The organism is Streptomyces inhibens, from assembly GCF_022221585.1.
GTDB lineage: Bacteria > Actinomycetota > Actinomycetes > Streptomycetales > Streptomycetaceae > Streptomyces > Streptomyces inhibens.
The window spans coordinates 313,522-339,887 of sequence record NZ_CP084681.1; the positions used below are offsets into that span (position 1 = coordinate 313,522).

Consider the following 26,366-nt stretch of genomic DNA (forward strand, 5'->3'; position numbering starts at 1 on the left):
TCCCAGGGTTCAGGAACCGGGCTATGAAGGAGAAGGCATGCGACCGTTCGCGTTGAGCTACGCCCGTCCGGCGGTGAAGTCACCGACCAGCACTCCGTACACCTACGACGCCACGCGGCAGCTCAACGTCCTGCCCGACGGGCGTCCGGCCACCTGCAGCCGGGCAGTGCTGCTGGCCACCGGCACCACCGCCTCCACCGCCGGCTCCAAGACCCACTTCGACGACTGAGCGCCGATGACCGTCCTGATCCTTACCTGTGAGGAGGACTTGACAGCGGACATGGTGGTGTCGACGCTGCACGACCTCGGCGTCCCGCTCGTACGCCTCGACCCGGCCGACCTGCCCGGGACGGTCGCCCTGTCGGCGGACTACGTCAGGGACGACTTCCACGGGTACCTCAAGGCAGGCGAACGCATGGTGAGCCTCGGCAGCCTGCGCTCGATATGGGTCCGCCGGCCCGGCACTCCCGGGGCACGCGCCTCGGAGCAGTCCACCTGGCTCACGGCCGAGTCCGAGCAGGCGCTGTACGGCATGCTCAGCTGCACCCGGGCACGCTGGATGAACCATCCCGTCGCGGCCATGCAGGCACGCTACAAACCGTGGCAGCTCCACACCGCCCACCACAGCGGCTTCGCCGTGCCCCCCACATTGATCACCACATTTCCGTCGGTCGCCCGTCAGTTCGCGGCCACCCACCGGGACCTCGTGGTGAAATCGATCTCCGGAAAGCACCCCGGCGATCCCCCGCTGGTGCTGCCCACCACCCGCATCAGCCCGGACGTGGACTTCGCCGGTGTCGCGGCCGGCCCGACCCTGCTCCAGCGGCACATCCGCAAGCAGGCCGACATCCGGCTGACCTGCATCGGCAGCCATCTCTCCGCCGCCCGCAAGAAATCCGACCCCGACGAGGTGGACAGCCGCTTCACGGACAACAGCACCTGGGAGCCCGTCGCGGTCCCCGACGCCGTCCACCGGGCGGTGGAGAGCTATATGACCACCGCTCAACTCGCCTACGGCGCCTTCGACTTCGCCGAGGAAACGGACGGAACCTGGTGGTTCCTGGAATGCAACCAGGGCGGCCAGTTCGGCTTCATCCAGCTCGACACCGACCAGCCGCTCGCCCAGGCCGTGGCCACCTGGCTGGCCGCCGAGCCGTTCACGTAGAAAACGCCGCTCGACGCATACGACATACCCCGGCGGACCGCGAGTGGCCGGTCCACCGGGGCGGGATGACGTGCCTACAGAACGGCGACCGTCTCCTGACGCGCATAGCTGAAGCCGTCATTGTCGAAATAGAAGACGGTGACCTTCACCTTGTCGCCCTTGGCGAAGTGCGAACCGGCAGCCGGACGCATGGTCACCTTTGCCGCGTGACTGTTGTAGTCACAGGCGAGCTTGTCGGCCTTGATGGTGCCCGCGGCGACCGACTCGTCGTGACCGGTCTGGTTGACCTTGGCCGCGTTGGCGACCAGTTGGTGGTTCATGCCGGGGTCGCAGGAGTACGTGACGTTCACCTGGACGCCCGGATCGTGCAGCGAGACCTTGTCGATGGCCAGCAGATTAGCCTTGGCCACAGCGGACGGCGCCGCGACCAGTGCACCTGCGCCGACCATGATGGTGACGGCTGCGGTCCCGGCGAGCCGACGCCCAAGACGGGATGTCTTCATCGAGGTTCCTTCCCCCTGTACTGTCACCTGCCGCCTGTCACCTTGGTCTGCTGCGACGGAGAGAATTCTCCGACTCTGCGGGTGACTGCGACAGTTGTTCGGTTTGGATCGCGATCCTATGTGATCTCCCGTGGTGGTGGGGTCTGTTCTGAATCTGGCGGACGCGGTCATCCATGAGAACGGCGGCCTCGCCGGCGCGTAGGGTCGGTCCCGTTCATGCGATCGCCGAAGCCCTGGTTCGGGCACCGAGGAGCGTCGATACTTGACCAGGATCCGCTGCCTGCCGCGCGCCTGGCTCGATACGGGGCTGTGAGCACCCAGCTCTCCTTGCTGAGCGACCATCGGCTCGGGGAGGGCGTGGCAGCCGCCGCCCCGCTCGGGTCCGGTATCGGCGGCAGGTCGGCGGAGCTGGACATCGAGGGGACGCGCGTCTTCGTCAAGCGGGTCCCCCTGACGGATATCGAGTTGCGGCCGGAGTCTGCGCGGTCGACGGCGAACGTCTTCGGGCTGCCGATGTTCTACCAGTACGGGGCGGGCTCGGCCGGGTTCGGTGCCTGGCGGGAGCTTGCGGTGCACACCATGACCACCAACTGGGTTCTCGGCAACGAGTACGCGGGTTTCCCGCTGATGTATCACTGGCGGGTCCTGCCCGACTCCCCTCCCGAAGGATTCACCGACGAGTTCGGGGGTTTGGAGGGGGCCGTCGCGCACTGGGAGGGATCACCGGCCGTTCGCCACCGGCTGGAGGCCATCGGACGGTCCTCGTCCAGCCTGGTGCTCTTCCTGGAACACGTACCGCACACACTCGCCGGATGGCTGAACGACCGCCGCAAGGCTGCCGTGCCGGAAGGCGGAGACGGCTCGCCTTACCCCTGGGTGGAGGAGGCTCTGGCGCGCGGGACCGCCTTCATGAGCTCTCGCGAACTCGTCCACTTCGACGCCCACTTCGCCAACATCCTGACCGATGGCCGCCGGCTCTACTTCGCTGACTTCGGACTTGCCCTGAGCTCCCGCTTCGACCTTTCAGCGGATGAGACCGAGTTCCTCTCCGACCACCTCGCGTACGACCACTGCTACACCGCGAGCCACCTGCTCCATCACCATCTGCTCGACGGCGTGCGCGGCGACACGGAACGCGGAGCCTTCCTGCGTGACTGGATCGCCGGCCGACGGCCTGGCGGCATCCCGGCCGAGATCGCCGCCATCATCGACCGGCACGCCCGCCCTGCCGTCGTCCTGGACGGCTTCCACCGCCGTCTGCTCACGAAGAGCAAGCGGACGCGGTTCCCGACCGTGGAGATCGCGCGGGAGTTGGGCGCCGGGGCCACGGTTCCGAGCTGACGCCACCTCCGCGGCAGGTGACCTACCCACCCCCTGTCGGGCTGCCCGAGGCGGGGGTGGTGAGGGAGTGCGAGAGGAAGGCGTTGAGGCTGTGCTGGAGGCTGGCGTAGTCGGCGGCGGGTCCCGGGGGCAGCCGGCGCAACCGGTCGCGGGCGGGGGCCAGCAGGGCGTCGACGGACCGCTTGGCGGCGCGGACGGCCGGCGGAGGGTGTTCGCTGATCGAGGCGACGAGGGCAGAGGTAGTGGCTGCCAGTTCCGGCTCGGGGACGCTGACGGTGGCCAGACCGAGTCGCGCCGCCTCTTCGCCGTCGACGAGCCGGCCGGTGAGCAGCAGATCGCGGGCGGCCGCGGGGCCGGTGAGCAGCGCGATACGGGCCGCGAAGGCCGGGGGCACCAGGATGCCCCAGCGGGCGATGGGCATGCCGAGCCTGGCGTCGGAGGCGACGACCCTGAGGTCGCAGGCGCAGGCGAGTTGGCAGCCGGCTCCGGCGGCCGTGCCGCGGACTTCGGCGACCACGGGGACCGGGAGGCGTTCGACGGCGGTGAGCGCGGTCTCCATGGCGGAGAAGCTCGCCTCGATCTCGGCGGGGTCGGCGGAGAGCCATTCGCGCATGTCGGAGCCTGCGCTGAAGGCGCCGGTGCCGCGCCCCGACAGGACGACCGCGCGCAGGGTCCGGTCCTCGGCGAGCTGGTGGAACAGGGCGGCGAGGGCCTGCCAGTCGCGGGTGCCGAGGGCGTTGGCGCGGCGCCCGCTGCCGATCCTGACCGTGGCGAGAGCGCCGTCGCGCCGGATGCCGATGGCTCCGGTACCGGTCACCGTACGGCCCCCGAGGCACGGAGTTCGGCAATGTCCGCCGGGGAGTAGCCGGTCTCGGCGAGTACCTCGTCGGTGTGCTGGCCCAGCAGAGGTGGTGCCGTACGGATGCGGGCAGGGGTCGCGCTGAGTTTCAGGGGGGAGGCCACGGTGCGCAGGCGTCCGGCGGTGGGGTGGTCGAGTTCGGTGACCATCCCGCGGGCGACGGCCTGCGGGCCGCTCAGCGCCTGGGCGACGTCGCTGATGGGGGCGCACGGGATGCCCGCGTCGTCCAGCAGTTGTGCCCATTCGGCGGCGCCGCGCCGGGCGAGGGCTTCCTCCAGCAGCGGGATCAGCTGCTCGCGGTGGCGGACCCGGTCGGGGTTGGTCGCGAAACGGGGGTCATGGCCGAGCGGGGCCAGGCCGAGGACGTCCGCGAGGCGCCGCCACAGCTTGTCGTTGCCGGCGGCGACCATCACATGGCCGTCCGCCGTGGCGAGGGCCTGGTAGGGGACGATCGTGGGATGGGCCGAGCCATGCGGAGCGGGGACGGCGCCGGTCGCGAAGTAGCCGCCGGCCACGTAGGTGAGCCAGGCGAGTTGGCCGTCGAGCAGCGAGATGTCGACGTGCTGTCCGCGGCCGGTGGTCCGGCGGGCCTGGAGGGCGGCGAGGATGCCGATGGCGGCCCACATGCCCGCGCCGATGTCGGCGGTGGCGACGCCCGGCCGCATGGGCCGGCCGCCGGGTTCTCCGGTGATGCTCATCATCCCGCTCTGGGCCTGGGCGATGGCGTCGTAGCCGGGCCGGGTGGCCCAGGGGCCGGTCTGTCCGTAGCCGGAGATCGAGGCGTAGATCAGGCGGGGGTTGCGGGCGGACAGGTCGCGGTGGCCCAGGCCGAGGCGGTCGGCGGTGCCCGGGCGGAAGTTCTCCACGACCACATCGGCCCGGTCCGCGAGCCGCAGCACGAACTCCCGGCCCTGGTCGGTCTTGAGGTCGACCGCTATCCCGCGCTTGTTGCGGTTGGCGGCAAGAAAGTAGGCGGCCTCGGTGCCCTGGAACGGCGGGCCCCATTGGCGGGTGTCGTCGCCGTCCTTGGTGTCCTCGACCTTGATGACCTCGGCGCCGAGGTCGGCCAGGACCATAGTGGCGAGCGGGCCGGACAGGATGCGGGACAGATCCAGCACGCGGATTCCGGTGAGCGCGGGTGACGCTTCGGCTCCGGGCGCGGGGACGGGAGGGGTGGTCGAGATCATCGGGGCGAGCCCTTTCGCAGAGGAAAGCGGTGCACGCTCGGGGGCGCGGTGGACAGGGCGTGGTCGCTGCGCGGTGGGTGGGCCAGGCGTGGTCGGCGCGGTGGATGGGGGTGGCGCCGGTCCGGGCCGGTGGGCGGATCGTCCGTCCCGGACCGGCCGCCTGTCACTCGTCGGTGGCGGCGCCCACGGCCCGGAGCCGGCGGCGGGCGAGAAGGACGGCCGTCAGGCTGAGAACCGCCAGGCCGGACAGGTACCAGGTGGGGGCCAGGTCGTTGCCCGTCGCGTCGATCAGCCAGACGATGACCAGCGGGGTGGTTCCGCCGAAGAGCATGACGCCCAGGTTGTAGCTCAGGGCGACGCCGGTGGCCCGGCTCGTGACCGGGAAGAGTTCGGACATCAGGGCGGGCAGCGGCCCGAAGTAGCCGGCCTTGAGCAGGCCGACGAGGAACATCACGCCGAGGATGACGCCGAAGCCGGGGTGGGCGACGAGGTAGCCGAAGGAGGGGAGGAGTAGCAGGAGGATCAGCACCGCGAAGACGGACATGACCCGGACCCGGCCCACTCTGTCGGACAGGTAGCCGATCAGAGGCGTGACGACCGTCAGCACCGCACCGGTCACCATGGCCGCCGCGAAGCCCGTGGAGGCGGGAAGGTGCAGCTCTTTCACGGCGAAGCTGGGGATGTAGGCGATCAGGTAGGTGAGGGCCGTGGACACCGCGATGGCGCCGATCGACAGCAGCACGCTGCTCTTGTGGTCCCGCAGCACTTCCCCCACCGGGCTCCGCTCGGGTTCCTGCCGCGCGGACCGGGCGAACTCCGGTGCGTCGTCGAGGTAGCGCCGGATGTAGAAACCGATCGGCCCGATCAGCAGGCCGAAGGCGAACGGTATCCGCCAGCCCCACGACTCCAGCTGGGCGTCCGACAGTGTGCTGGTCAGCAGCGTGCCGAAGCCGGCGGCGAGCAGGGTGGCGACGCCCTGGCTGGCGAACTGCCAGCTGGCCATGAAGCCGCGCATCCGGGGAGTGTGCTCGGCCAGGAGGGCGGTGGCGCTGCCGAACTCCCCGCCCGCGGAGAAGCCCTGGAGCAGGCGGGAGAAGAGGATCGCGATCGGGGCGGCGATGCCTATCGTCGGGTACGTCGGCATGACGGCGATCAGGAACGTCCCGAGCATCATGATGCGGATGGACACCATCAGGGCTGCCTTGCGGCCCGCACGGTCCGCGTACCGGCCGAGGACGACCGCGCCGAGCGGACGGACCAGATAGGTCACACCGAATGTGCCGAACACGAGCAGCAGCGACACGGTGTCGTCCGCCGCGGGGAAGAACAGTTTGGCGATGGTCCCGGCGAAGAACGCGTAGACCATGATGTCGAACCACTCAAGAGCGTTCCCGATCGACGCCGCGACGATGACGCGGTGCGCCTTGGTGGTGGTGACGGCGGGCTCCGGCAGCGCGGTGTCGGGCCGGTCTCCTGCGATGGGTGTGTCCATGAGGTTCTCCGCGCTCAGAGGGGTCGGGTGGAGGGGTCGCCGAGGTCCCAGAAGAGACCGGCCATGATCTGCAGCGCCTCGCGCGCCACCGGCGCGAGGAGGTGTTCGTCCGGGGCGTGCTGGGCGCAGGCGGGGTAGGAGTGTGGCACCCAGATCGTGCAGAGTCCGAGTTCATCGGCGAACGCGTCGTTCGGGATGGACCCGCCCAGGTTGGGCATGATCGCGGGCGCGGCGCCGGTGGTCCGGGCGAGGGACTGCGCGGCCCAGCGCACCCAGGGGCCGTCGGGGTCGGAGCGGGTCGCGGACATCAGCCGGCCGGTTTCCACGTCGACCATGGGGAACCCGTGCGCGTCCAGGTGTGCGCGCAAGGCCTTGCCCACGCCCTCGGCGTCCGTGCCGACGACGGTGCGCAGCTGGCAATGCGCATGTGCGGTGCCGGGGATGGCGTTGACCGGTGTGTCCGGGTTTCCGGCGGCCAGCGAGAGGACTTCCAGGGTGTTCCATCCGACCAGCCGCTCGGCCGGGGTGAGGCCGGGCTCGCCCCAGTCCTCGTCGATGACGGGGTCGTCCGGACCGCCGCCCACCGGAAGGTCGGCCAGCGCCTTTGTGACTCCCGGCGGGATCGACGGGGGGCGCAGCCCGGGTACGAGTATCTTGCCCCGACCGTCGACGAGGGTGGCCAGCGCGCCGGCCAGGACGGTCGCGGGGTTGCGCAGCAGGCCGCCCCAGTTGCCGGAGTGGTGGGCCCTGTCGCGCAGCGCAACGCGCAGGGTGAAGGCGACACTGCCGCGCGAGCCGAGGAACAGCGTCGGGCGTGGGGCGGAGATGCGGGGCCCGTCGGAGGCGATCAGCAGATCGGCGGCGAGTTCGTCGCGCAGCTGCGCACACAGGGCGCGCAGGCCGGGCGAGCCGGTCTCCTCGCCCGTCTCGACGATCACCTTCAGGTTGAAGCCGAAGCTGCCGCCCCGGGTGCGCAGTACCTGTTCGAGTGCCGCAAGATTGACGCTGTGCTGGCCCTTGTTGTCCGCGGTTCCGCGTCCGTACCACCGGTCCCCCTCGACGACGAGGCGCCATGGTTCCAGGCCGGACCGCCATCGGTGCGCCTCGCCGGGCACCACATCGGCGTGCCCGTAGGTGAGCACGGTGGGCAGCCCTTCGCCTTCATGCCGGGTGGCGATGAGGAACGGGCCACCGCCGGCCACCGGGTTGTCGACGATCCGGGTGGTGCAGCCGAGCCGGGCGGCCGCGGGGGCCATTTCCGTCGTCAGGTAGGACCGCAGCTGGCGCTGCCGCTCCACCGGGTTTTGGGACTGGCTCTCGGTGGGAATGGCGACCCGCCGTTCCAGATCCGTGAGAAATGCACCGGAATCGAAATATTCCAATGCCCGGTCGATTGCCTCAGAGCGCGGCACGAAAGTTCCTTTCTCCCAGAATCCCTGGAACATCAGGAACCGCAGGCTAGCCACAGCCCGAGGCGCGGCACAATTACCGTAAATGCAACGGAGCATTGCCGAACAGGCAAGGTTGCACCCGACGATGCGGGCGGTAAGGTCACGTGGTCTGCCGCACAGCGGCGCAGCAATGAGGTGGCAACGTGACATCGATGGAACCGGCGCCGGCACTGCGGTACTTCCTCGAAGTCGCGCGTACCGGATCGATCAACCAGGCTTCGGCGCACCTCCACGTGGCAGCCTCGGCCATCAGCCGGCAGATCGCGCGTCTGGAGCACGAGGTGGGGGTCCCGCTCTTCGAGCGGAGGCCGCGCGGCATGGTCCTCAGCGAGGCAGGCGAGATGCTGGCGGCCCATGCCAGACGCTCGCAGCTGGAGTCCGAACAGGTCCTCGCGGATCTTCGCGGGCTGGGGACGCTGCGGCACAGCACGGTCAGGATCGCCAGTTCGGAGGGCTTCGCCCGGGGCTTCCTGCCGGAGGCCGTCGTCAGCTTCCGGGAGACGCATCCGGGGGTGCGGTTCCATCTGCATGTGACCACCCCCGGGGACGCCACCCGGCGGGTACGGGACGGCGAGGCCGATCTGGCGGTCACCTACAGCCTGGCGCCCGAAGAGGGCATCAAGGTCGAGTACGCGCTTCGGCAGCCCATTCTCGCGCTCGTTCCGACGGGCCATCCGCTCGCCGGACGCACCGAGCTCTGGATTTCGGATCTGCTGCCGTATCCGCTCGGACTGATGGAACAGACCACGACCATCCGGCAGCTTTTCGATATCTGCGCGAGCCTGGAAGATCTCACTTTCCAGCCGGTATTCGTGAGCAATGACAGCGGAGCGCTGCATGCCTTCGCCCGGCTGCGCGGCGGAATCATTATGGCGGGCCAACTGACAGTACGGGGAAGCGGTGTTGGCGAGGATGTCGTCGCGATCCCGGTACGGAATCCGGAGCTGGCGGAGCGCTCCGTCCAGATCCAGTCCATGGCTCGGCGGGTACTGCCCGTCGCCGTGCAGACATTCCTCACGCACCTGATGGAGCGCATGGACGGGGCGTGAGCCGGGCGTACGACCGCATGATCGAGGTGCCACCTCGCATGGGCCGTACACCGGGCCCGCGCCCTCAGCGTCCGATCCGAGCGGACGCCGCGGTCAGAACGGCTTCGTGGGCAGGTACTTGCCGTCGAGGGTGATGACCGCGCGCTCGCCGCCCTCGGGGTCGGCGACCTTCCGCACATCCAGCTTGAAGTTGATCGCGCTGATGATGCCGTCGCCGAACTGCTCGTGGACCAGGGCCTTGAGGGTGGTGCCGTAGACCTGGAGCATCTCGTGGAAGCGGTAGATCGTCGGGTCGGTCGGGACGGCGCCGGAGAGCGAACCGCGGGTCGGGATGGTCTGCAGGAGCATCGCCGCGTCGTCGTCGAGGCCCAGCAGTTCGGCGACGGCCTCGGCGGACGCCTGGGGCAGGGCGTGCTGCCCGAGGACGGCGGCGGTGACGAAGGCGACCGACAGACCGGCGGCGTCGGCGATCTGCTGCCAGGTGAGGTCCTTACGGGTCTTGGACTCGACCGCGGCGATCGCGAGCTGCCGGCGGGCGGTGGGGTCGAACTGTGCGTGCACCATGAGGGGCTTCCATTCGCTGAAGGGACGGGGAATGTGGAGAGGGGTAAGGAGCGATCAGGCCGCGAGGGCGGTGAATCGGTCGCTGGTGGGATCGAGAGCCTCGACGGCGCCGGTGGCGATGTCGAAGCACCAGCCGTGCAGCGTGAGCGTGTGCTCGGCCAGGGCGCGGGCCACCGAGGGGTGGGTGGTGAGGTTGGCGAGCTGGGCGCGGACGTTGTCGCGCACCAGGGCGTCGACCGGGGCACCGGCCGGGGCGTCGGTCCGGCTCCCGCCACGGCCGGTGCCGGCAGTGCGGGCCCGGGAGGCATCGGCGTGGCGGAGCCAGTCGGCGATCGCGGGCAGGTGGGTGAGGTCGTGGCGGTCGGCGAGGGCCGTCATGGCGCCGCAGGCGGAGTGCCCGCAGACGACGATCTCGGCGACACCCAGGACGCTGACGGCGTACTCGATGCCGGCGGCCACACCGTCCGCGCCCGGGGTGTAGGCGGGGACGAGATTGCCGGCGGTACGGATGACGAACAGCTCGCCCGCCTCCCGCTGCGTGATCATTTCGGGCACGACGCGAGCGTCGGAGCAGCTGATGAACAGCGCGGTCGGTGTGTGGGCGGTGGCGAGACGGGCGAAGCGCGCCGCCTGGGCGGGGAAGACGTCCTGCTGGAAGCGCCGGACTCCTTCGGCCAGGTGCTGCATGGTCACTCACTCCCTTCGATCGGGGCTCGGGCGCCGGCGGGGGCCGACGTCATCCACCATGCGTGACCTGCGCCTATAGTGTCCAAGTCGCAGAATCCATGACTGCGATTGGTCGTATCTATAGGTGGATGGTCCGCAGAAGCCAGGGCCGTATCCGCAGACGAGGTGAGGTGTGATGGTGGAACTGCGTCATCTGCGCTACCTGCTCGCGGTCGCCGAGCATGCGAATTTCACCCGTGCCGCCGAAGCGCTGCACATCTCCCAGCCCACCCTGTCGCAGCAGGTCAAGCAGCTGGAGCGGTCACTGAAGGTGCAGCTGCTTGACCGCTCCGGCCGGACCGTGCGCCTGACGGACGCGGGCGAGGCCTATGTCCACTACGCGCGCCGCGCCCTGCAGGACCTCGCGGCCGCCGAGCGCGCGGTGCTCGATGTCCAGGACCTCTCGCGCGGCTCCCTGCGACTGGCGATGACACCGACGTTCACCGCCTACCTCGTCGGGCCCCTGGTGGAGGCCTTCCACCGACGGCATCCCGCCATCACTCTGGAGCTGCGCGAGATGACGCAGGACCACATCGAATCCGCCCTGCTCGCCGACGAGTTGGACCTCGGCATCGCCTTCGGCGGTCCCCATCTGCCCGGCATCGCCGCGACCGCACTGTTCACCGAGACCCTCGGCCTCGTCGTCGGCACCGAGCACCCCCATGCCGGGCGCACTCAGGCGCTGCCGATCAGCGCCCTGAACGATCTCCAACTCGCCCTGCTCAGCAGCGACTTCGCCACCCGGGGGCATATCGACGCCCATTTCGGCCGGCACCGGGTCTCCCCGCATATCGCGGTGGAGGCCAACTCCCTCAACGCCCTCACCGAAATCGTCCGGCGCACCCCACTCGCCACGGTGCTGCCCGACGCCATCACCCACGACCACCCCCACCTCCACCCCGTCCCCCTCGACCCGCCGCTGCCCTCCCGTACCGTCACCCTGCTCCGCCGCGAAACCGCCTACCGGAGCGCCGCCGCCCATGCCTTCACCCGGGTGGCCCGCGGCTGGGCGGCGGAACGGCCCGGAGAGAGCTGAGCCGGGTGCCCCGCGCGGCTTCGTGCGGGGCACCCGCAGACGGAGCGGGGGCACATCAACCAGGCGCGCACCAGTCTCACCTGAAGAGCCGCGCGAATGCTGCGACACGGGTGACTCTCGTGGTGAACTGCCGGCTCCGTGCACCGGGAGGGGCATGGTGGTGAGCGATCCCCACGGACGGAGAACCCATGCCCCAGTCAGTCAAGGAACTCACGCCCCAGGACGGTCACGACCTCGCCGAACGCCTCGTTCGCCCGGTCGGCAACGTCCAGATGCGTGCCGCCGTGCGCCTGCTCGGCCGCCACCGCAACGGTTTCTGGCTTCATCTGTTCTGCGACCAGAGCGCGGAGAACGAAAACGTCGGGCTCGGCTCGCTTCTTGAATATCCGGACGGCCACCCCACGGTCGACTGGAACGCGGTGGGCCTGCGGCTGCTGGACGGGCCCTGGAACGTGGGTTCGCCCAGCGAGCTGGCGGTCCTGCGGGTTGCGGCCTCTTTGGTCGGCCACTGCGACGTCAGCCTGCGACAGGTGCTCCACCAGGTGGACGCCACCGACCTGCCGCTCATCACCCATGCGCTGAACGAGGCCGCAGCCGCCGCCTGAACGGGCGCACTTCCCCGACCTGTGAGGTGGCGCCATGTCGACCAGCACCACGCTTCCCAGACGTCCTCGCCGACGGGAAGAGCCGTTGCAGCGGCTGCTGTTCGGCGGGGTGTACGGATCGGTGCTCGCCAGCGTGCTGGCCGCCGCGCTGGGCCATGACACCGGCACGTCGGATCCCGGATATGACGCGGTGTGGGTGTTACTGGCGGGAGCGGCGTCAGCCGCGGCGCACGGCTACGCACACTCCATCGCACACCGAACGGGCGACAAGGCGCCGGTCACCACCACGGCCGTACGGTCGATGCTGACCGAGTGGCCACTGGTGGCCGCGATGCTGCCGACGGTGGCTGCCCTGTTCGGCGCGTACGCCGGATGGTGGGGCGAGGAGGCCGCGGTCGATGTCGCGCTGACCCTCAATACGGTGACGCTGTTCGGCTGGGGGGTGTGGGCGGCCCGGGTGGCGGGACGGGGCTGGGCGGCGGCCTGCCGGGTCGGTGCCGTGGACATGCTGCTCGGGCTGTGCATCGTGGCGGCGAATGTGCTGAGCAAGTAGCTCGTACGCGCCGTCACCCCGTCCTCGGCGACCGGTCAGAACTTGCTGATATGACGCGCCTCCTCGGCCGCTTTGACGACCGTCGACAGGTCGGCGCCGCTCGCGGCCGTGACGGCGGCGGCGACGGCTCCTTCGACCAACGGGGCGTCGGCCAGGACGGCTTGGATGCCGGGGTGGTCGTCCAGGACGAGGCGTGCGGTGAGGACCGAGCTTCCCAGGTCCGGCAGGACCACCACGCCGACATCGCTGTCCGCCGTGCGCAGGGCGGCCAGAATGCGGGAGTAACTCGTCCCGGTACGACCGTCGTCGGTGCCGCCGGCGGTGGCGACAACGACTCCTTCGCAGGCCATCTGCTCAACCAGGGACCGCACGCCGAGGGCGATCTCCGCACTGTGCGACACAATGACGATGCCAACCAGCGGTGTCATGAACAAGGACCCTATGATTCAGAACGGCGTTCATCAATACTGAACAGGGGTGTTGCATGGTCCAGGCGGTGCACAGGGCGATCCACGTCCTCCGGGAGCTCGCCACGGCGACGCCGCGATTGGGCGTGACGGAGCTGGCCGACCGTATCGGCGTGGCCAAGCCGACCGCGCACGCCCTCCTGCGCACCCTGGAAGCGGAGGGCATGGTCGTCCAGGACCGCGAGACGGGCAAGTACCAGCTGGGCCCCGGTCTGGTGACCCTGGGCAATGCCTACCTCGACTCGCACGAGTTGCGTACCCGCGCGGTGACGTGGGCGGATCTGCTCGCCTCCCAGGCCGGTGCCGCCGTGTGGGTCGGCATTTTGACGGACCGTCATGTTCTTGTGATCCACCATGCCTTCCGGCCCGGCGGGTCGGTACAGGTGCTGGAGACGGGGGCCAGTCTGCCCTGGAACACCTGCGCCCTGGGGAAGGCGATCGCGGCATTTCTGCCCGCCGAACAGCGTACCGAACTCCTGGCGGGCGAGCTGCCCCGGGTCACCGGCTCCAGCATCGACGACCCGGCACGGCTCAGCACACAGCTCGACCGGGTGCGCGAGATCGGATATGCGCTGGACGACCAGGAGTTGACCCTGGGCGACGCCGGCATCGCGGCCCCCGTCTTCGACCGCACCGGTGAGGTCGTGGGCGGCCTTGGCCTGGTGGGTCCCGTCGAGCGCCTGCTGGCCGAAAGTGCACGTCAGGAGTGCGCGATCGCGGTCCGCGAAGTGGCTCGCAGCCTGTCGCGGGACCTCGGGGCACCGCGCAACGCGGGTCTGCGCGCCTGCGGCTGACGCCTCCGTGAAGACCCCTCCATATTTCATGGAGACTTCATCAACTCGCTGCATGGAGACGGCCATTGGGCCTCAGATGAGGCGCCCGTGGGGCCACTGTGCCGGAAGCTCTTGACGGCGCCGGGGTCGCTGCGTTTTGCTTCCTCTGTCATTCGGCATTGCCGAACAGCTTTCGGTATAGCGTTGATTAACCGACTCGCTGCTCAAGGCTGCGGGCACGGGGGAACGAAGGAGCGCCTGCCATGCGGAAGCCTGCGAAGACGATCGACAACTTATCCTCGTCCGCACCGCCGACACCGGAGTCCGCGATCCCCAACGCCAGAGGAGAACCGGTGGATGTTTCGCTCGCTCTCGACTGGATGCAGAACATCACCTCGGCCATGAGCCGGAACGAAGAGCACCTCACCCGACTCGATTCCGCCATCGGAGACGGCGACCACGGGGCGAACATGGCCCGGGGCTTCACCGCGGTGCGCGACCGGCTCGACGACCCGTCGAAGACCCCGGCCTCGGTCGGCGAGGTCCTGACGACCGCGGGTAACTCACTGGTATCGGTCGTCGGCGGTGCCTCCGGACCCCTGTTCGGCGGCGCGTTCCGGGCCCTCGGTGAATCCCTCGGCACGTCCGCGGAGGTCGACGCCCCGCAGTTCGCCACGGCGCTCGCCGCGGCGCTGGCAAAGGTGCAGCAGCTGGGTGCGGCCGTCCCCGGCGACAAGACCATGATCGACGCCTACTCCCCCGCGGTCGACGCCTTCCGTGACGCGGCGCGCTCCGGCGCCGACTTCTGTACGTCCGCACACTCCGCGGCCGATGCGGCCGAAGCCGGTATGCGAGCCACCGTCCCGCTCCAGGCCAGAAAGGGCCGGGCGTCGTACCTGGGACTGCGCAGCATCGGCCACCAGGACCCCGGTGCCACGTCGACCGCCTATGTGTTTCACGCGCTCGCCGAGACGGCGGAGGGCCCCGGCCGACGCCAGTGACGCCGCGGCCGGCCACTCCGTAACTCTTCCCCCCAATCGCTACCTGGCGTCCACGGGCCGACGGTTCGCCCCGTCGTGCCGGCGTGGCGCTGTTCGCGCCCGGAGTTGCCGCGGAAGCGGCCCCCGGCGACACGGCAGGTGACGGCCTGCCGCGGCCAGTTGAGCGGGGCCTCCCGCTGCCGCCGACCCCCCGACTCCCATCCGACGCAAAGGCGCGCCCGCACCCCATCCCGAACGACGATTGGATCAATGTGACCGCCCATTCCATCGACCATGTTGAGTTCTTCGTGGGGGACGTCTATCAGGCCTCCCATTACTACTGCGGCACCTACGGCTTCCAGGTGGCGGCCGAGGCAGGCCCGCTCACCGGGCTGGCCGGCGCCCGCTCACTGGTGCTGGCACACGGCGGCGTCCGCCTGGTGCTGACCTCCGCTCTGCACGCCGACCATGCGGCATCGCGTTTTGTGCGCAGGCACGGCGACGGGGTGCGCGATGTGGCCCTGCAGTCGACCGACGCGGTCGGCGACTTCGAGCGGGCGGTGGCCGCCGGCGCCGACGCCGTCGCGGAACCGGAGACGTTCGAGGACGCCGATGGCCGGGTCACGCGAGCCACCATCGCCGCGACCAACGACCTGGTCCATACGTTCGTCCAGCGTGACGATCCGTCAGGTCCCTTTCTGCCCGGGCGATACCGACCCATCGGGGAGGGCGTCGCCCCGGGGCCCGCGCTGCTGCGGTCGGTCGATCACCTCGCGCTGTGCCTGCGCGCCGGTTCGCTGGACACCATGGTCGACTTCTATCAGCGGGCGCTGGGACTGCGGCACACCTACGACGAGTACCTCGTGATCGGCGGGCAGGCGATGGCGTCGAAGGTCGTGCAGGACGAGACCCGGGGGATCACCTTCACGATGGTGGAGCCCGACCCGGTCGGCGACCGCGGTCAGCTCAACGATTTCCTCGACGGTTTCGACGGCCCCGGCGTCCAGCATGTGGCCTACGGCACGGACGACATCGTCCGGGCGGCCCGCGAACTCCGGGAATCCGGCGTGGAGTTGCTCTCCACCCCGGCCGGTTACTACTCCTCGCTGGCCGACCGGGGCATCGAGGTGGACATCGACCCGGCAGTGCTCCAGGAGCTGGGTCTGCTGGCCGACCGGGACGAATGGGGCCAGCTGGTGCAGGTGTTCACCCGCTCCCCGTACGCCCGCCGGACGGTGTTCTTCGAGCTGATCCAGCGGCTCGATGCCCGTACCTTCGGCAGCGGCAACATCAAGGCCCTCTACGAGGCCGTGGAGCGCGAGCGCGGCACCGATCCGCATGCGGCCGTACCCGTCGGCGTCGCGGCGGGGGCCGGCGCATGACCGCCCGGGCCGACCTTGCCGGACGGTCCGCCGCGGCCGACGCCCCCGAGCGGGACGTGCTGCTGTCCCCGCAGGACTATGCGGCAGCGGCCCGTGCCAAGCTGGACCGGGCCGTGTGGGACTACATCGCCGGCGGCAGCGGCGACGAGGTGACCCTGCGCGGCGACCGCGCGGCATTCGACCGGTACCGGTTCCGCCCTCGGGTCCTGGTCGATGTGTCCCACTGCGAGGTGAGCACCACCCTGCTCGGCCGTCCGGTGGCCCTGCCCATCGGGATCGCGCCCATGGCGTACCACCGACTGGTCGATCCGGAGGGCGAGACCGCCACCGTCCGCGCGGCCGGTGAGGTGGGCGCGCTCACGATCGCCAGCACCTTCGCGAGCCGGACGCTGGAGGAGACCGCGCGGGCCGCGACCGGCCCGCTGTGGCTACAGCTCTATGTGCTGCGCGAGCGGAAGGTCACCGAGTCGCTCGTGCGCCGGGCCGAGGCAGCCGGCTACCGGGCTCTGGTGATCACGGTCGACACCCCCCGGATGGCGCGCCGGGAGCGCGATCTGCGCAACGGCTTCAGCCTGCCCTCGCACATCCGGCCGGCCAATCTCGACGACGGCCACAAGGCCGAGCTGCACAGCGGTCGCGCCGGCAGCTCCACGCTGGCCGACCACGCGGCCCGGCACCACGACGCCGCCTTCACCTGGGAGGACCTGGTCTGGTTGCGCTCGCTGACCAGCCTGCCGCTGGTGCTGAAGGGGGTACTCACCGCGGAGGACGCCCGGCAGGCGGCCGACCTCGGAGTGGAGGGTCTGATCGTGTCCACGCACGGCGGCCGCCAACTCGACGGCGCGGTGGCGGCGCTGGACGCACTGCCCGAGGTCGTCGCGGCCGTGCCGAGCGAGTGCGAGGTCCTCGTCGACGGCGGGATCCGCCGCGGTACGGACGTGCTCAAGGCGCTGGCGCTGGGTGCCCGGGCGGTACTGGTCGGCCGCCCGGTCCTGTGGGGCCTGGCCGTCGACGGTGCCACCGGCGTCGAACGGGTCCTTTCCACCCTCCGGGCGGAACTGGAGGAGGCGATGGCACTGACCGGCCGGCCCCGCCTCGACACGCTCACCCCCGACCTGCTCCATCCCTCCCCCGGCCTTGCACACCCCATCGCCACGAACGACAGGGACATGGCATGACGAACAATGACGCGCGCTTCACGCTGACCGCTGCCGAGCAGGACCTCTTGCCCTCGGACGACGAGGTGCAGTTCTATCAGGAGCACGGCTGGTATCTGTCGAAGAAGCTGCTCACCGATGAGGAGGTCGATCTCCTGAACTCCGCCAGTGACCGCTTCTACGCCGGCCACCGGGACCGCACCCTGCCGACGCGGCCGCCGCGCCTGGCGTACTGGGAGCCCTCGCAGGGCGATGTGCACCGGCACAACGACTACATCTTCTACGAGGACGACACCATCCGCAGCATCCTGTCCAAGCCGCTCATCGCGGCGGTCGCGGCCCGCATAGCGGAGACCAGCCAGATACGGCTGTGGAACAGCACGCTGATCCACAAGCCGCCACGTGCGGACGACTCCCGCAACATCGTGCCCTGGCACTTCGACCGCCACTACTGGCAGACCTGCTCCTCCGACGAGATGCTCACCGCCTTCATCCCCTTCCACGACTGTGACGAGGAGATGGGGACGATCACGATGGTCGACGGCAGTCACCGCTGGAAGGAGATCGGCGGGGACGACTCCACCAGCCGTCACTTCGCCGACCGCGACCGGTCGGAGCTGGAGGACATGCTCGCGGAGAACGCCGCCTACAACCAGGCCGAGGTACAAAAGGTCCCCGTGAACATCCCCAAGGGACACATCAGCTTCCACCACTGCCGCACCTATCACGGCAGCGGATACAACGTCAGCGACCGCCCCCGCCGCGCGATTTCCCTGCATCTGCAGGACCGGACCAACCAGTGGCGTCCCTTCGTCCTGTCCAACCGCGAGCGCGTCGTCTACAACAACGATGTACTCGTCCGCGCGGACGCGCAGGGCCACCCCGACTACACCGACCCGGCCTTCTGCCCCGTCCTGTGGGAGGACGCCCGGTGAGTGACGGCTCCCCCACCACCGTGCTGTCGGCCCAAGGGCTGCACGGCTCACTCGGCGATCCGCTCATGGAGGTGATGAACTTCCTCAACGAGGTCACCTCCCGCTACCCCCAGGCGATCTCCTTCGGTCCGGGCCGCCCGTACGAAGGGCTCTTCGAGGTCGAGCGGATCGGCTCCTACCTCGACGCCTACAAGCGGTATCTCTCCGAGGAGCAGGGCCGGACCCCGGACGAGGTCCGCACGCTGCTCTTCCAGTACGGGCGCACCAACGGCCAGATCCATGAACTGGTGGCCCGCGCCCTGCGCAACGACGAGGGCATCGAGGCGGCCCCGGAGTCCCTGGTGGTCACCGTGGGCTGCCAGGAGGGCATGTTCATCGTCCTCCGTGCGCTGTTCGCCGACCCCTCGGACGTCCTGCTGGTCTCCTCTCCCTGCTACGTCGGCATCACCGGAGCGGCCCGGCTGCTGGACATCGAGACCGCGCATGTACCGGACGGCGAGAACGGCACCGACCCGGAAGTACTGCGGCGGACGGTCGCCGACCTGCGGGCGGCCGGGAAGCGGCCGCGGGCGTTCTATGTGGTGCCGGACTTCTCCAACCCCACCGGCACCTGTCTGCCCCTCGCCACGCGCCAACAGCTGCTCGAACTGGCCGAGGAGGAGGACCTGCTCCTCCTGGAGGACAATCCGTACGGGTTCTTCACCCGCACCGGCACCGGGCTGCCCACGCTCAAGGCGCTGGACACCCGGCAGCGAGTGATCTATCTCGGCTCCTTCGCCAAGACCTGCTTCCCCGGCGCCCGGGTCGGTTATGTCGTCGCCGACCAGCTCGTCCAGGCAGCGGACGGCAGCCGCACCCTCCTGGCGGACGAACTGTCCAAGATCAAGGGCATGGTGACGGTGAACACCCCGGCACTCAGCCAGGCGGTGATCGGGGGCATGCTGCTCACCCACGACTTCCGTCTGCGGGAGGCCAACAAACCGGCCGCCGACTTCTACCAGGAGAATCTGGCGGTCCTGCTCGACTCCCTCGAACGGCTGCTGCCTCCGGAGCGGCGCGAGGCGGCCGGGATCCACTGGAATTCGCCCGAGGGCGGGTTCTTCCTCACCCTGACCCTCCCCGTCCCGGCGGACAATGCGCTGCTGGAGGAGTCCGCCCGCGAACACGGAGTGATCTGGACCCCGATGAGCTACTTCTATCCGGACAGCGGTGGCGGCCGCTACCAGATGCGGCTCTCCCTGAGCTACTTGACGCCGGACCAAGTCGCCGAGGGCGCCCGCCGGTTGGTCGGTCTGCTGGAACGGAGCTGTGTATGAACGCCGTCCTGTACGTCGTGACGGTGCTGATCTGGGGCTCCACCTGGCTGGCCATCAAGGGCCAGCTGGGAGATGTGCACCCCACGGTGTCGATCGCGTACCGCTTCGCCCTGGCGGCGCTGATCCTGCTGGCGTGGGCTCGGCTGCGCGGTCTGCCGCTGCGCTATCCGCTGCGTGTGCACGGTCAGTTCGCGCTCATGGGCGGGCTGATGTTCTCCACGAACTTCGTCTGTTTCTACTTCGCCGAACAGCATCTGACCACCGGCCTTGTCTCGATCATCTTCGCGATGTCGCTGGTGGTGAACATGGTCTTCGCGCGGCTCTTCTTCCGCCGCTCGATCACCACGAAAATGCTCATCGGCGGCGGGGTCGGGCTGCTGGGCATCGTCACGGTGTTCTGGCCGGAGTTCCAGCACTTCGGCCTCAGCTCCGGATCGGGCCAGGGCATCGTGCTCTCGGCCATCGGCACCCTGGTCTTCTGCCTGGGCAATGTGGTCTCCGGCAAGACCCAGGCCGCGGGTATTCCGGTGATCCAGGGAACCGGGTACGCGATGGCTTACGGGGCGCTGCTGCTGGTGCCGTTCGCCGCCATCTTCGGTGACGGAGCGCTGTTCGACCCCACGCTCAAGTACGCCGGCTCGCTCGTCTACCTCGCCGTCTTCGGCTCGGTGATCGGCTTCGGCGCCTATCTCACCCTGCTCGGCCGGATCGGGGGCGAGCGCGCCGCGTACGCGATGGTGCTCTTCCCGATCGTGGCGCTTCTGCTGTCCACGGTGTTCGAGAAATTCCACTGGACGGCGCGGGACCTGGCGGGCGTCGTGCTGATCCTGATCGGCAACGCCGTGATGCTGACGAACCCGGCGCTGCTACGGCGTCTGACCCGCAAGGAAATCCCTGCGGAGCCGGCGGCACAGACCCCGGCCGACCGGTAGCGCCGTCCCGAGGACCGTCCGGGCCCGCCCAGCATTCCGTCCGGGCCCGGACGGCTCGCCGCCCATCTCACCACGGTCGAGGAGCGACACCTTGCATTCCGCTGCAGTCGTCGGCACCGGTCTCATCGGTACATCGATCGCCCTGGCACTGACCGCCCGGGGAGTGACCACCCACTTGATCGACCGCGACCGCGACCGCCTGCGCATCGCCGCCGCGCGGGGCGCGGGGACGCCCGAACCACCGTCGGCCCCGGTGGATATCGCGGTGATCGCGGTCCCTCCCTCGGACATCGCCAGAACCATCGCGGACCATCAGAAGGCCGAACTGGCCAAGGTGTACACGGACGTGGCGAGCGTCAAGGCGCTTCCGCACGCCGAATGCCTGGCCCTCGGATGCGACACCACCCTCCTGGTGGGCGGGCATCCGCTGGCCGGGCGGGAACGCTCCGGACCGCTGTCGGCCCGCGCCGATCTCTTTCAGGACCGTCACTGGGTGCTGACGCCCACACCTGAAACCAGCGAGAGCGCACTCAACCGTGCGTTGGAGCTGGTGTCGCTGTGCAACGCCGTACCGGTGCTGCTGGACCCGCCGGACCACGACCGGGCCGTGGCGCTGATCTCCCATCTGCCGCACGTGATGGCGAGTCTCACCGCCGCCCGGCTGCTGGAGGGCGAGGACTACGCGGTACGGCTGGCCGGCCGCGGCATGCGGGACGTCACCCGGGTCGCGGCCGGCGATGCCGCGCTGTGGGCGGACATCCTCGCCGCCAATGCCGCGGCCGTCGGCCCGCTGCTCACCGAACTCACCGCGGATCTGCGGAGAACCGCCGAGGCGCTGGGCCGGCTGACGGAGGATTCACCGGAACAGCACGGCGCTGCCCTGGCCGACCTCACCGAGATACTGCGTCGCGGCAGCGAGGGCCGGGCGCGCATCGCCACCCCGTACGGCGGCCCAGGGGCGCATCCCCCCGCCGCACTCTCGGTGGCCCTCGGTGACGACCGCAGCCGGCAGCTGGAGCGGCTGCTAGACGACGTGGGCGATGCGCGGGTGGACCTGGAGGGCATGGTCCTTCCGTCTGTGCCGAACGGGGCGGACGCGTCGGACGTGCGGGATGCGCCGGACGCGCGGCGTGCGTCGCACAGGGTGCCGCCGCCGCACGGTTCGGTCGAGCTCCTGGTCGCCCCCGACGTCGCGCGTCCCCTCACCGACGCCCTGCGCGACCGCGGCTGGGCGGTCCGTTAGCGTTCCGCTCCTACGCGTACTTCCGCCGGGCCATGGTCCGTAAGACAGTGCGTAAGGCAGTCCGTAAAGGCAGTCGGCAAAAGCAGTCGTTAAAAGCAGTCCGTAAAGCAATGCCTGAGCAACACACCGTCCGAACCGGGAGAGAGAATGCCGCACATCCTCGTCGAGTACGACGAAGCGCTGCAAGGGTCCTTCGATCGTCGTCGCTTCGCGCTCGAACTTCACTCACTGGCCGCCAAGACGGTCGACGGCATCCCCATCGAAAGCTGCAAGACACGCTTCCGGTGCGTCGACGAGGCCGTCATCGGACACGGCGAGCCCGAACAGGCCCTGATCCACGTGGAGTTCGCGATCCTGCCCGGCCGTACGACGGAGACCAGGTCCGCGCTGAGCCAGGCCGTCCTGGAGCTGGTGCGCAGCCATACGGCGTCCGTGCCCGGCACGGCGGTCCATGCATCCGTGGATGTGACCGAACTCGGTGCGGCCTACAGCAAACATGTCGCCCCCGCCGCCCCCGGGGCATCGGGAGCACTGTGAAGATCTTTGTCTCGTCGGACATGGAGGGCACCGCCGGGGTCGTCGACTGGGACCAGTGCAGACCGTCGGGCTCCCAGTACGGGTACTTCCGCGATCTGCTCCAGGAAGAGGTCAATGCCGCGATCGAGGGCGCGATGGCCGCCGGCGCGAGCGAATTCCTGGTCAACGACTCGCATTCGGCAATGGCCAACCTCCGGCCGGACCGGCTCGCGGGCCGCGCCCGGTACCTGTCCGGCCGTCACAAGCCGCTCTACATGATGCAGGGCCTCGACGCCTCGTTCGACGGGGTTTTCTTCGTCTCATACCACGGGTCGATGGGCGGTGCCCCCTCGGTGCTCTCGCACACCTACAACCCACGGGCGATCGCCGGGGTGTGGCTGAACGGGACGCCTGCGGGCGAGAGCGGGATCAACGCCCTGGTCGCGCTCGGGCACGGGGTGCCGGTGGTCCTGATCACGGGTGACCGGACGACCGGCGAGGAGATCGAGCCGTTCTGTCCGGGCATCCGTGCCGCGGTGGTCAAGACCTCGGTCTCGCGCTTCGCGGCGGACAGCCTGCACCCGGAGCAGGCGCGCGAGGTGATCAGGGAGGCGGCCCGCGAAGCGGTCCTGCGGCTGCCGGATGCCGTGCCGCCCTCGATCGAACTGCCTGCCACGCTCACCATCCGCTTCCGCAACGCGGACCTCGCCGAGATGGCGACATGGATCAACAGGGTGGAGCGGGCCGATGAGTTGACGGTGCGGGTCAGCGACGAGGACGCGATCCGGCTGTACCGGACCTTCGTCACCGTGGTGCTGCTCACCCGGGGCATCGCGGAGTGAGAGCGGGTCGGCGTTCGCCGCGGTTCAGCGGCACGAAGGCGGCGCGGCCCAGCACCGCCGACCGGCCAGGCCGAAGCTCAGCACCCAGGGGGCGACCGGCAGTATCGCCCGCCAGAAGCGGGCCCGCCGGGGTGACGGCCTCGGGTCCGGCCGGCCTCGGTCGCCGCACCATGGTCAGGCATATCGCGGCGTCAGGCGTTACGAGTCGGCCGCAGGGCTCGTTCCGGTGCGGTGCCCAGGTAGCCGTAGGCCGAGAATGCGCTGGCCACGAAGGCGTGCTCCGGGCGGGCGAGTTCGGTGGTGGCGACCTGTTTGCAGGCGGTCTGCGGCTCGGTGGTGGACCGGCCGAAGCGGCAGGCGACGGCGGTGAGTTTGATGGTGACGAAGTCGGCGATCTGGGCGCCGTACTCGATGGGCCTGCCGTTGATGGTGATGTCGCCGACGGTGAAGTTCTTGCTCGCGGGGACCTCGTAGACGGCGCGTACGCGGTGCTCCGTGTCGCCGCGCTCGTAGGTCCAGTAGCTCTGGGGGTCGGAGCCGTCGGGGGCGGCCCAGCCCTCGGTGGAGAGACCGTCGAAGTAGAGGCCGACGGGGTCGGTGAGGCTGATCGAGGCCTTCTGACGGGCGAGGGCGTTCACCGACCCGCCGATGTGGGGGTCACTGTTGCGCTCGGCCTGGCCGTAGTCGCTGCACTTGACGAGCTCCTGTTCGGCGGTGAGCTCGGTGCCGTCGATCACCCGGCGGATGGTGGCCGCGGCGGCCAGTTCGATCTCGGCGGCCAGGGTGTTGTTCTTCTGGATGAGGTGCATGGCGCCCTGCGCGGTGGTGTTGTTCCACTTGTTGGAGCGGTCGTAGACGCCGTTGACGAACAGATCGCTTTCCTGCACGTCGGGGCTGATGAACCGGCGGTAGAGGCGGAGGACGGTCTCCGGGCCGGTCTTCGCCAGGACGTCCCAGTACTCGGGGCTCTCGCAGGTGAAGGTGGCCCTGGTGATCTTGCCGTCCTTGCGGGTGACGCTCCACTCGCAGTATTCGTCCTGGGCCTTGCGGCTGGCCTCGGCCTTCTTCCAGCGCTGAGTGTCGGAGGTCGAGTGGACCTTGAGGATGCGGGGGAACGCGGTCCAGCTGACGGTCGCCGTCCGGGCGTCGGCGGCGGTATCGGTCTTGGTGAGGTTGTAGAACTGCGATCGCGGACCGTCGTGGAGCACCTGGCCGGGGTCGGGGCCCTTGATGGCGAAGTCGACGTTGTCGGAGACGAAAACGTCCCATGCCTTGCGGCCGAAGTCGCTGAGGTCGGTCAGTCCTCCGGGCGGTGAATAGCTGCTGAGGGTGGTCATGGCGGTGCTCCTCGGTCTGTGCGGTCGTGGTGGCCCTGTTCTTCGGTGGCCTGTTCTTCGGTGGCCTGTTCTTCGGTGGCCTGTTCTTCGGTGGCCTATTGCCCGGTGGCGGCTTCCACGGTGGTTTCTTCCGCCTCGGCTTCTTCCACGGTGGCGTCTTCACGCATCCGCAGCTGTGCGGCGGTGGCGGGAATGTCGGTGGTCGGCAGCGTCAGCTCGAATTCGTTGAGCTTCATGGCCTTGAACCGTCTGCGGCGTGACTCGGCCAGTCGGACGTAGTCGTCGAAGCCTTCTTCGGTGGTGATCCGCTGCTGGATCTTCTCCAGGTAGTCGGTGAGCCGCCGGGAGAAGTCGGTGCGCCAGGTGGCATCGGGGCGGCTCCAGTGCGCGGCGAAGCGGCCCTCGGGGCTGTCGGCGGGCAGTTCGGCGGCGGCGTCCAGGATGCGGTGCGCGAGCTGGGCGCCGAGGGCGTCGGCGGCGGTCGCCGTGGTGGGCACGTACCGCATCAGCCGGGCGCGGTCGGGGCTGAAGACGGGGTTGGGGAAGTCGACCATCAGCACGCAGGCCGCGAACTTCCGTGAGATCAGGCCCTGTTCGCACAGCACTCGTACGACGGTGTTGTCCTCCAGGGCCGCCTCGGGCACCACAAAGGCGAAGAATGTGTCCCCGGGCCGGCTGAAGCCGCTGGCCTTCTCCTCCAGCCGGAACCCGTATGTCTCAAGGCTGTGCGCGTAGCGGGCGGTGGTCGTGGCCGGGACGGCGGCCTCCACCTCCAGTTCGAGGTCGTCGAGCAGCGCGTCGTTGTTCAGCCAGAACCCCATCGGCAGCGGCAGCGGGTCGTCGCCGGGGCGGATGCTCGCGCTCTGTGTGGCGGTGCTGGTGAGATTGACGGCCGTTGTGGTGAACAGCTGGCGCAGGAGATGGTCCGGGTGCTGCACGGTGCCGTCGGCGGTGACCGCGCGCAGCCGGGCCCGGGTCCACCGGTTGATCTGCGACCGGATGGTCGACTCCAGGTTCTCGGCGCCGATCACACGCTGGTACAGCGGGTTGTCGCGCAGCGGGTCGTCCTCGGCCAGCTGGATGGCGGCCGACTGGGACTGCCAGCCGGGCCACGGCTGCTTCAGTTCCTTCATCACGACACTGCCGTTGATGTGGCTGTCGAAGCAGCCTCTGCCGCGGGAGCCGGGCGCCAGCGCGTCCCAGGAGTTGCCGGTCCACACCCAGGCCGGGGCGATCCGCATGTAGTAGTTGAAGACCTGGTGGGTGTCGTCCCAGGCGGCGACCTGCAGAAAGGTCGTCCGGGGGTCGCTGTTGGCGCCGGTGCTGATCATCAGGTCCGCTTCGGTGCCCCGCACGGCGTAGGTGATGGCGAAGCGGATGTCGCGCCGGAGGTTCGGTGCACTGACCGACGGGATCGTCCCCGCCTCGCTGATCAGGTACACCTTGGGCTGATCGGGCGCATCGGGCAGCCCGTCCAGCAGGTCCTGTACGGCCATCGGGAAGACGTTCCGCCGGAAGAAGAGGGTGGCCATGGGGTCGCCCAGGGCGGCGAGTTCCTCCGGGCCCACCTCTCTGGCGTGCCGGTCCACTCCGCTCACCCTGCGGTAGAGCCGGGCGGCCCGGAGGGCGGGATGTCCGGCCCCGAGGTCGTCCTCGACGTGCTCCTGCGCGAACAGTCCGGCAGGGCGTTGCAGCCAGGCCGTGGCCCGGCGCCGTTCCGAAAACTCCTCGGGCATTCCCGTCCTCTCGCCGCCTGCTCGGTTTCGGGAAACTGCGGGAGCGTTTCCCCACGAGGACCGCACTCCCAGGAAAGACCATCAAATCCCGGCGTGCATTTTCGACATTGACGGCGTGCGGTATGAGAAATTGCGCGTAAACGGCCCAATGAGCGCCGCCGCGGCGGGCAGGCCGGCCCGATGGCCGGCTCCGCACCGGATGAAATGCGAACTATAAGC

General features: G+C 69.6%; 27 protein-coding genes. 17 read left to right on the forward strand and 10 right to left on the reverse strand.

Annotation, left to right across the window (positions count from 1 at the left end; genetic code table 11):
- Window positions 1-37 precede the first annotated feature (37 nt).
- Window positions 38-229, forward strand: a complete 192-nt coding sequence (gene tgmA, locus KI385_RS01495) for a putative ATP-grasp-modified RiPP (RefSeq protein WP_181923501.1) — start codon at window positions 38-40, stop codon at window positions 227-229.
- Window positions 230-235: 6 nt separating this feature from the next.
- Window positions 236-1,165: an ATP-grasp ribosomal peptide maturase gene (gene tgmB, locus KI385_RS01500; protein ID WP_238570423.1), complete on the forward strand. Its 930-nt coding sequence runs from the start codon at window positions 236-238 to the stop codon at window positions 1,163-1,165.
- 74 nt (window positions 1,166-1,239) lie between these two features.
- On the opposite strand, the gene KI385_RS01505 is transcribed toward tgmB, so the two are convergent.
- Window positions 1,240-1,668 carry a hypothetical protein gene (locus tag KI385_RS01505; RefSeq protein WP_238570424.1) on the reverse strand — a complete coding sequence of 143 codons (429 nt, stop codon included), beginning with the start codon at window positions 1,666-1,668 and terminating at the stop codon, window positions 1,240-1,242.
- A 258-nt stretch (window positions 1,669-1,926) separates the two neighbouring features.
- On the opposite strand from KI385_RS01505, the gene KI385_RS01510 reads away from it, so the two are divergent.
- The gene (locus KI385_RS01510; protein ID WP_238577521.1) at window positions 1,927-3,009 is read left to right on the forward strand and encodes a protein kinase family protein; all 1,083 of its coding nucleotides are present in this window, start codon (window positions 1,927-1,929) and stop codon (window positions 3,007-3,009) included.
- Between the two features lie 22 nt (window positions 3,010-3,031).
- On the opposite strand, the gene KI385_RS01515 is transcribed toward KI385_RS01510, so the two are convergent.
- From KI385_RS01515 to KI385_RS01530, 4 genes are all read right to left on the reverse strand, one after another.
- On the reverse strand, window positions 3,032-3,826 hold the full coding sequence (locus KI385_RS01515; protein WP_238570425.1) for an enoyl-CoA hydratase/isomerase family protein: 795 nt from the start codon (window positions 3,824-3,826) through the stop codon (window positions 3,032-3,034).
- Window positions 3,823-5,055, reverse strand: a complete 1,233-nt coding sequence (locus KI385_RS01520; RefSeq protein ID WP_238570426.1) for a CaiB/BaiF CoA transferase family protein — start codon at window positions 5,053-5,055, stop codon at window positions 3,823-3,825. Before KI385_RS01520 ends, KI385_RS01515 begins: the two co-directional genes overlap by 4 nt.
- A gap of 163 nt (window positions 5,056-5,218) precedes the next feature.
- The gene (locus KI385_RS01525; RefSeq protein WP_238570427.1) at window positions 5,219-6,547 is read right to left on the reverse strand and encodes an MFS transporter; all 1,329 of its coding nucleotides are present in this window, start codon (window positions 6,545-6,547) and stop codon (window positions 5,219-5,221) included.
- A gap of 14 nt (window positions 6,548-6,561) precedes the next feature.
- Entirely contained in the window at window positions 6,562-7,959 is a 1,398-nt protein-coding gene (locus tag KI385_RS01530) for a M20 family metallopeptidase (RefSeq protein WP_238570428.1), read from the reverse strand.
- A 191-nt stretch (window positions 7,960-8,150) separates the two neighbouring features.
- Here KI385_RS01530 and KI385_RS01535 point away from each other — a divergent pair, with 191 nt between their 5' ends.
- Window positions 8,151-9,047: a LysR family transcriptional regulator gene (locus KI385_RS01535; RefSeq protein WP_238577523.1), complete on the forward strand. Its 897-nt coding sequence runs from the start codon at window positions 8,151-8,153 to the stop codon at window positions 9,045-9,047.
- A 93-nt stretch (window positions 9,048-9,140) separates the two neighbouring features.
- Here the strand turns inward: KI385_RS01535 and cynS are convergent, their stop codons facing one another.
- Window positions 9,141-9,611: a cyanase gene (gene cynS, locus KI385_RS01540; protein ID WP_238570429.1), complete on the reverse strand. Its 471-nt coding sequence runs from the start codon at window positions 9,609-9,611 to the stop codon at window positions 9,141-9,143.
- 54 nt (window positions 9,612-9,665) lie between these two features.
- Window positions 9,666-10,298 (reverse strand): carbonic anhydrase, encoded by a 633-nt coding sequence (locus tag KI385_RS01545; protein WP_238577525.1) that lies wholly within the window; start codon window positions 10,296-10,298, stop codon window positions 9,666-9,668.
- A 172-nt stretch (window positions 10,299-10,470) separates the two neighbouring features.
- Between KI385_RS01545 and cynR the strand changes: the two genes are divergently transcribed.
- The 3 genes from cynR to KI385_RS01560 all read left to right on the forward strand — a co-directional run bounded on the left by cynR (window position 10,471) and on the right by KI385_RS01560 (window position 12,531).
- Window positions 10,471-11,373 carry a transcriptional regulator CynR gene (cynR, locus tag KI385_RS01550; RefSeq protein ID WP_238570430.1) on the forward strand — a complete coding sequence of 301 codons (903 nt, stop codon included), beginning with the start codon at window positions 10,471-10,473 and terminating at the stop codon, window positions 11,371-11,373.
- 188 nt (window positions 11,374-11,561) lie between these two features.
- A complete protein-coding gene (locus KI385_RS01555) occupies window positions 11,562-11,978 on the forward strand; it encodes a hypothetical protein (RefSeq protein ID WP_238570431.1) in 417 nt (138 codons plus the stop codon).
- A 34-nt stretch (window positions 11,979-12,012) separates the two neighbouring features.
- The gene (locus KI385_RS01560; RefSeq protein WP_238570432.1) at window positions 12,013-12,531 is read left to right on the forward strand and encodes a hypothetical protein; all 519 of its coding nucleotides are present in this window, start codon (window positions 12,013-12,015) and stop codon (window positions 12,529-12,531) included.
- 35 nt (window positions 12,532-12,566) lie between these two features.
- Here KI385_RS01560 and dhaM read toward each other — a convergent pair whose 3' ends face one another.
- Window positions 12,567-12,959: a dihydroxyacetone kinase phosphoryl donor subunit DhaM gene (gene dhaM, locus KI385_RS01565; RefSeq protein WP_238570433.1), complete on the reverse strand. Its 393-nt coding sequence runs from the start codon at window positions 12,957-12,959 to the stop codon at window positions 12,567-12,569.
- Between the two features lie 68 nt (window positions 12,960-13,027).
- Between dhaM and KI385_RS01570 the strand changes: the two genes are divergently transcribed.
- From KI385_RS01570 to KI385_RS01615, 10 genes are all read left to right on the forward strand, one after another.
- Window positions 13,028-13,792, forward strand: coding sequence for an IclR family transcriptional regulator (locus tag KI385_RS01570; protein WP_238570434.1), 765 nt, complete (start codon window positions 13,028-13,030; stop codon window positions 13,790-13,792).
- Between the two features lie 359 nt (window positions 13,793-14,151).
- Window positions 14,152-14,772 (forward strand): dihydroxyacetone kinase subunit DhaL, encoded by a 621-nt coding sequence (gene dhaL / locus KI385_RS01575; protein WP_238577526.1) that lies wholly within the window; start codon window positions 14,152-14,154, stop codon window positions 14,770-14,772.
- Window positions 14,773-15,023: 251 nt separating this feature from the next.
- Window positions 15,024-16,133: a 4-hydroxyphenylpyruvate dioxygenase gene (gene hppD, locus KI385_RS01580; protein ID WP_238570435.1), complete on the forward strand. Its 1,110-nt coding sequence runs from the start codon at window positions 15,024-15,026 to the stop codon at window positions 16,131-16,133.
- The gene (locus tag KI385_RS01585) at window positions 16,130-17,311 is read left to right on the forward strand and encodes an alpha-hydroxy acid oxidase (protein ID WP_238570436.1); all 1,182 of its coding nucleotides are present in this window, start codon (window positions 16,130-16,132) and stop codon (window positions 17,309-17,311) included. The genes hppD and KI385_RS01585 overlap by 4 nt, the downstream gene beginning before the upstream one ends.
- The gene (locus KI385_RS01590; RefSeq protein ID WP_238570437.1) at window positions 17,308-18,225 is read left to right on the forward strand and encodes a phytanoyl-CoA dioxygenase family protein; all 918 of its coding nucleotides are present in this window, start codon (window positions 17,308-17,310) and stop codon (window positions 18,223-18,225) included. The genes KI385_RS01585 and KI385_RS01590 overlap by 4 nt, the downstream gene beginning before the upstream one ends.
- Before the next feature lie 65 nt (window positions 18,226-18,290).
- Entirely contained in the window at window positions 18,291-19,541 is a 1,251-nt protein-coding gene (locus KI385_RS01595; protein ID WP_238577527.1) for an aminotransferase-like domain-containing protein, read from the forward strand.
- Window positions 19,538-20,473, forward strand: coding sequence for a DMT family transporter (locus KI385_RS01600; protein ID WP_238570438.1), 936 nt, complete (start codon window positions 19,538-19,540; stop codon window positions 20,471-20,473). Before KI385_RS01595 ends, KI385_RS01600 begins: the two co-directional genes overlap by 4 nt.
- Window positions 20,474-20,564: 91 nt before the next feature.
- Window positions 20,565-21,716 carry a prephenate dehydrogenase gene (locus KI385_RS01605; RefSeq protein WP_238570439.1) on the forward strand — a complete coding sequence of 384 codons (1,152 nt, stop codon included), beginning with the start codon at window positions 20,565-20,567 and terminating at the stop codon, window positions 21,714-21,716.
- A gap of 147 nt (window positions 21,717-21,863) precedes the next feature.
- Window positions 21,864-22,253 carry a 5-carboxymethyl-2-hydroxymuconate Delta-isomerase gene (locus KI385_RS01610; protein ID WP_238570440.1) on the forward strand — a complete coding sequence of 130 codons (390 nt, stop codon included), beginning with the start codon at window positions 21,864-21,866 and terminating at the stop codon, window positions 22,251-22,253.
- Window positions 22,250-23,074, forward strand: coding sequence for a M55 family metallopeptidase (locus KI385_RS01615; protein WP_238570441.1), 825 nt, complete (start codon window positions 22,250-22,252; stop codon window positions 23,072-23,074). The genes KI385_RS01610 and KI385_RS01615 overlap by 4 nt, the downstream gene beginning before the upstream one ends.
- A 191-nt stretch (window positions 23,075-23,265) precedes the next feature.
- Here KI385_RS01615 and KI385_RS01620 read toward each other — a convergent pair whose 3' ends face one another.
- Window positions 23,266-24,411: a hypothetical protein gene (locus tag KI385_RS01620; RefSeq protein WP_238570442.1), complete on the reverse strand. Its 1,146-nt coding sequence runs from the start codon at window positions 24,409-24,411 to the stop codon at window positions 23,266-23,268.
- A 95-nt stretch (window positions 24,412-24,506) separates the two neighbouring features.
- Window positions 24,507-26,147, reverse strand: coding sequence for a hypothetical protein (locus KI385_RS01625; protein ID WP_238570443.1), 1,641 nt, complete (start codon window positions 26,145-26,147; stop codon window positions 24,507-24,509).
- Between the last annotated feature and the right edge of the window lie 219 nt (window positions 26,148-26,366).